The organism is Pseudochrobactrum sp. AO18b (assembly GCF_000409565.1).
Taxonomy (GTDB): Bacteria; Pseudomonadota; Alphaproteobacteria; order Rhizobiales; family Rhizobiaceae; genus Pseudochrobactrum; species Pseudochrobactrum saccharolyticum.
In genome coordinates this window covers 1-6,095 of record NZ_ANNO01000133.1, presented here as the reverse complement: position 1 = coordinate 6,095, position 6,095 = coordinate 1, and the positions used below count along the sequence as shown (strand labels likewise).

The window sequence follows — 6,095 nt, the reverse complement described above, 5'->3', positions numbered from 1 at the left end:
GCCTGATTGCTCAGGCAGGCTTCTTATTAATTTCACAGATAAGAAGACTTAATCGCCTTCAAATTCCAGCAAGGTACGAACCTGCACACCAAGTTCTTCCAACTTCTTGCGTCCGCCCAGATCAGGCAGATCGATAATGAAACAGGCAGCAACAATTTCAGCTTTCATCTGACGCAGTAGGTTGACCGCTGCAACAGCCGTACCGCCGGTTGCAATCAGATCGTCAACGAGGATGACCCGTTCGCCCGGATGGATCGCATCGCTATGCATTTCCATTTCATCAAGGCCGTATTCCAGACTATAGGCAATACGCACAGTCTCATAAGGCAGCTTGCCTTTTTTACGGATCGGCACGAAACCGGCCGACAACTGATGCGCCATCGCGCCGCCGAGAATAAAGCCACGGGCTTCTACGCCGGCAATCTTGTCAGCTTTGCCACCGGCAAAAGGAAATACCAGTTCATCAATCGCACGACGGAAAGCCTGAGGATTGCCCATCAGTGTCGTTACATCGCGAAACATTACGCCCGGACGCGGATAGTCCGGAATTGTACGCAACGAAGCCTTCAGAAACTCTTTGGTTTCATCATTCATGGCAAATCCTCATTTGTAACTCTCTGGCTGGCTCTATCCGTTCAATCCTCTGTTGAGACAGATAATCGCCATCCGGCGTTATAGCGCTCTGTTTACCGGCTACGCACAGTAAGCAGATAAAACAGATCAAACTTCACATAAAAAAGGACGCCCTAAGCGCCCTTTTTCTTATTTATAGGATCACACGATCAGTGTGAAGCCAATTAGTGTTTAATACCCGCAAAAACACGACGTTTCGTTGCGTAAACAATTGCACCCAGCAACAGCAGGAACACGATAACGCGGAAGCCGGTCTTCTTACGATCTTCCATATGCGGCTCAGCAGCCCACATCAGGAACGCAGAAATATCGCGCGAATATTGTTCAACTGTTTCCGGCGAACCGTCATCATAGGTCACCTGACCATCGCTGAGCGGCTTGGCCATAGCAAGCGACTTACCGGCGATAAAGGCAGGGTTATAATGCGTACCTTCCGGAATCTGCATACCTGCAGGTGGTGTTTCATCATAGCTGGTCAGCAGGGCATGAATATAATCAGGACCCGCTTCCGCATATTGCGTGAAAATATCAAACACAAATGTCGGGAAACCACGCTCAACACCACGCGCTTTGGCGATCAGCGAGAAATCCGGCGGAACTGCATTATTATTGGCAGCGGCCGCGGCTTCCGCATTCGCGAAAGGTGACGGGAAATAATCGCCCGGACGTGCAGCACGGGTGAACATTTCACCGTCAGCATTCGGGCCGTCCTGCACTTCATATTCCGCAGCAAAAGCTTTGATCTGGTCATCATTATAACCAAGATCGCTCAGCGTGCGGAACGGTACCAGTTTCATCGAGTGACAGGCGGAGCAGACTTCCTTGTAAATTTTCAGGCCGCGCTGCAACTGTGCCTTGTCATAAGTGCCGAAAGGCCCTGCGAATGACCAGCTTTCCTGTGTCGGATGCTTGATCGGGTAATGTGCCGGTTCTGCTTCACTGCCCGCAGTCTCAGCCTGTACAGCGCCCAGTGTGAGCGCTGTGGCCAGACCGAAAGCAGCAAGACCGGTAAAGAACATTTTCATAACTGTACTCTTCCTATCTGGTGCTGCAATCAGGCTTTAGCATCTGCTTTTGCAACTTCATCATCCGAACCGAGAACCGCTTCAGTGATGGAGTTTGGTATACGCTTCGGCTTTTCAACCAAACCGAGTACCGGCAGAATGATGATAAAGAATGCGAAATAATACAGCGTGCCGATCTGCGCCATCAGGGTATAGACACCCTCAGCAGGACGGGAACCGAGCCAGCCGAGGAAAATCGCATTGGCGACAAATACCCAGAAGAACATCTTGAACCAAGGACGATAAACCGCCGAACGTACCTTCGATGTATCAAGCCATGGCAGCACAAACAGGATAGCAATCGAACCAAACATCACCAGAACGCCGCCGAGCTTGGAGTCGATCGGGCCGATATTGAAGGTAATCGCACGCAGCATCGCATAGAACGGCAGGAAGTACCATTCAGGGACGATATGCGCAGGGGTTACCATCGCATTTGCTTCAATATAGTTATCCGGATGGCCAAGATAGTTCGGCATATAGAAGACGAAATAGGCGAAGAAGATGAAGAACACGACCGCGCCGAATGCGTCTTTGATCGTCGCATAAGGTGTGAACGGCAGTGTATCTGTCTTCGTTTTCACTTCAATACCGGTCGGGTTTGTCTGACCGGTCACATGCAGTGCCCATACGTGCAGCACAACAACACCGGCAATCATGAACGGCAGAAGATAGTGCAGCGAGAAGAATCGGTTCAGTGTCGGATTATCCACGGCAAAACCGCCAAGCAGCAGCTGCTGGATCGGTTCACCGATAATCGGAAACGCCGTAAAGAAGCCAGTAATAACGGTCGCACCCCAGAAGGACATCTGTCCCCATGGCAGCACATAGCCCATGAATGCGGTTGCCATCATCAGCAGGAAAATGACCACGCCGAGGATCCACAGCAGCTCACGCGGAGCCTTATAGGAACCGTAATACATACCGCGGGCGATATGCAGGTAAACCGCAATAAAGAAGAAGGATGCACCATTAGAGTGCATATAACGCAGCAACCAGCCGGAATTGACATCGCGCATGATCTTTTCAACCGAGCCGAAAGCCAGCTGGGTGGATGCTGCATAATGCATAGCCAGCACAATACCGGTCAACAGCTGAGCAATCAGCATGAAGGCCAGAATGCCGCCGAATGTATACATATAGTTCAGGTTACGCGGAACCGGATAAGCAATAAACGAGTCATAGACGAGGCGCGGCAGAGGCAGCCTTGCGTCAACCCATTTTTCGATACCGGTCTTTGGCGTATATGAAGAGTGTCCGCCGCTCATAAAATTTCTCCTCAGACCACTCAACCGACTTTAATGACGGTATCGGAAATGAATGCAAATTCCGGAATGTGCATGTTTTCCGGTGCCGGACCACTGCGGATACGGCCAGCCGTATCATAAGTCGAACCGTGGCACGGGCAGAACCATCCGCCGAATTCACCGGCTTCACCAAGCGGCACGCAACCCAGATGGGTACAAACGCCGATCATGACGATCCAGTTTTCTTTGCCTTCACCGGCAGTGCGTTCCAGATCCGAAGCCGGTGCGTCTGCTGCCAGATTGGCATTACGCGCCAGAGGGTCCTTCAATGCAGACATCGGCGTGTTTTTGGCATCTTCGATTTCTTTAGCCGTACGGTTACGGATAAATACCGGCTTACCGCGCCATTTTACTGTCAGCGATCCGCCTTCCGCGAGGGACGAAACGTCCACTTCAATGGATGCCGCCGCAAGGGTTGAAGCATCCGGCCGCATCTGGTCGATAAATGGCCATGCCAAGCCGGCAGCACCGACTACGCCGGCCATTCCCGTCGCTATGTACAGAAAATCACGCCGTGTCGGCTCAGCTGTGTCGTGTGCGCTCACGTACCACTTCCTTTTTGACTTGCATGTTGAACTGTCCTCTGTTGTCCGCGAGCACATTCGTCCGTAATTATGTGACGTTTTGTGCTGAGAGCTGTAAGACCTGAAAACAGATACAAACCGGACATAACTCCCCCACCTTGTTCAAGGTTTAGGCATGATAAAAAAGCTTGTCCAGTCATCTGAGGCACTTACGGCACCATGTCGCAGGCATGGAAACCGGCAAAGTGAAGGCCGCACTATGGTCAAAAAACGGCTTTCCTCACCCGTATCAATGGCAAAGCACCTGTGACCATTTCGTGCAAAATCACACGGGGCAGAACAGGTAAACGGCAGTTTCGCACCTGTATAAAATTACCTGCGAACAGTTTTTAAATAAAGCGGGGCTCTGCCCGAACCGGTCAGGAAATCCGGTTTACTGATATGCAATATAAAATATGAGACGGCAGACTGCAGATGCAACAACCGCGTAAAGAGTTACAAAAACGTCATAAAACACTGCATTTCCGTCATCAACCGGCATAAGAACTCTGTTTTGACCGATCACGCGCAAAGTTCACGCGGGGAGAATTTTCCCCGCTATTCAGTTTTCCTCATCGGCCTCACCAAGAAAGCCACCGGACTGACGCGCCCATAAACCGGCATAAATGCCACCCGAAGCAATCAGTTCGTCATGAGTGCCGCTTTCGGCAATCCGGCCATGATCCAGTACAACCAGACGATCCAGCTGTGCAATTGTCGACAGGCGATGCGCAATAGCGATCACGGTTTTACCCGCCATCAGCCGTGCCAGATTTTCCTGAATGGCTGCCTCGACCTCTGAATCGAGAGCTGATGTGGCCTCATCAAGAATAAGAATCGGCGCATTTTTCAAAACGGCACGGGCAATACTGATTCTCTGCCGCTGTCCGCCAGACAATTTAACGCCGCGCTCACCGACAAAAGCATCATAGGCTTTACGCCCTTTGTAATCTTCCAAAGCGCCGATAAATTCCTCAGCCTCGGCCTGACTGGCGGCAAAGCGCAGTTCTTCCTCAGAAGCATCGGCTTTCGCCAGCATAATATTGTCGCGCAAAGAGCGGTGCAGCAGTGCCGTCTCCTGACTGACCACCGCAAAAGCCGCGCGCAATGAGCTTTGCGTCACATCGCGCACATCCTGCCCGTCAATGCGCACAGAGCCGGTATCGACATCATAGAGCCGCAGCATCAGATTGATCAGCGTGGTTTTACCGGCACCGGAGTGACCGATCAGCCCGACACGCTCGCCGCCGCGAATGGCAAGGCTGATATCACTCAGCACACCGGCCTTCACCTTGTTTTCATTCTCGGAGCCATAACGGAAAGTTACATGCTCAATATCAATCGCACCGGAAGTCACCTGCAGCGGCTTGGCATCGCGTTTGTCTTCCATGCCGAGCGGTGCAGAGATCAGCCGCATGGAGTTTTCAATCACACCATAGGAGCGTAGCATACCATTCATCTGCATCATCAAACGACCAAGCAGCATATTCAGACGCAGAACCAGACCGAGCGTAAAAGCTACCTCACCCACTGTCGCCTGACCTTTAGTCCACAGATCAATCGAGAATGCCGCAACCAGCACAATCATCAGGCTGGAAAGCGCAGTCATGGAAACGCGCATTCCTGTGAGCGTGCGCATGAAAGGCAGCATGGTCTTGATATAACTGGCAAAGCCTGACCGCAGATAGGCCTGATCCATATCCGGCGTATTCAGCTTGATGGTCTGAATATTGGTATAGCTGTCGACGATACGACCGTTGATCAGCGAGCCGGCCTCAGCACTGGCCTCAGCCTGTTTACGCATGGTCGGCAGATAGAGGCGTGCAATCCACGCGAATAACACCATCCACACCACCACCAGTACCGCAAGCCGCCAGTCGAGCTGACCGAACAGCAGCAATGTTGTGATGCTGTAAATAATCATAAACCAGACAACCTGAATGAAACTGGTAATCAGATCACCGGCCGCCTGCCCTGCCTGCCAGACTTTGGTAGCGATACGGCCTGAAAAATCATTCTGGAAAAAAGCATAGGACTGACGCAGCACATAGGAGTTCGCCTGCCAGCGGATCAGATTGTAAAATCCGGGCGTGATTGTCTGATCATCCAGCAAGGAGCTGAGCGCGGTCATCAGCACCCGCACCACCAGCACGATAAACCCCATGGCCAATAATTCATAACCGGCGCTGATATAAAGACCGTGCCAGCTGCGCTCCATTGCACTCTGGTCAAGAATATCAACAATGCGTCCGGTGAAATAGAACAGGCCGGCTTCCAGAAGCGGCAAAATACCACCAACAATCAGAGCCAGCAGCAAAGGCCAGCGCGCCTGATAAATATAATGCCAGAGAAACCGCATTGTGGTTTGCGGCGGGCGTTTACCGTCGAAATCCTGCAACGGATCAATCCAGTTTTCAAACAGACGGTAAATCATATTCATCGGGAAGGCCTTTCCGCAGCATCCCGCAATCATTACAGGCAGGAAGGCGCATGCAAAACAGAATCGGCAAGCAAGTTGCTGATGTTTT

General features: G+C 51.6%; 5 protein-coding genes. All 5 read right to left on the bottom strand.

All coding sequences use genetic code 11. The features are described from left to right. Positions 1-48: 48 nt before the first annotated feature. Positions 49-594 (bottom strand): adenine phosphoribosyltransferase, encoded by a 546-nt coding sequence (locus A918_RS0105705; protein WP_022710126.1) that lies wholly within the window; start codon positions 592-594, stop codon positions 49-51. A 203-nt stretch (positions 595-797) separates the two neighbouring features. After that, positions 798-1,658, bottom strand: a complete 861-nt coding sequence (locus A918_RS0105700; RefSeq protein ID WP_022710125.1) for a cytochrome c1 — start codon at positions 1,656-1,658, stop codon at positions 798-800. Between the two features lie 29 nt (positions 1,659-1,687). Further along, the gene (locus tag A918_RS0105695) at positions 1,688-2,965 is read right to left on the bottom strand and encodes a cytochrome b N-terminal domain-containing protein (RefSeq protein WP_022710124.1); all 1,278 of its coding nucleotides are present in this window, start codon (positions 2,963-2,965) and stop codon (positions 1,688-1,690) included. Positions 2,966-2,985: 20 nt separating this feature from the next. Then, on the bottom strand, positions 2,986-3,549 hold the full coding sequence (petA, locus tag A918_RS0105690) for a ubiquinol-cytochrome c reductase iron-sulfur subunit (RefSeq protein ID WP_028233437.1): 564 nt from the start codon (positions 3,547-3,549) through the stop codon (positions 2,986-2,988). Positions 3,550-4,129: 580 nt separating this feature from the next. Continuing rightward, positions 4,130-6,007, bottom strand: coding sequence for an ABC transporter ATP-binding protein (locus A918_RS0105680; protein ID WP_022710121.1), 1,878 nt, complete (start codon positions 6,005-6,007; stop codon positions 4,130-4,132). Between the last annotated feature and the right edge of the window lie 88 nt (positions 6,008-6,095).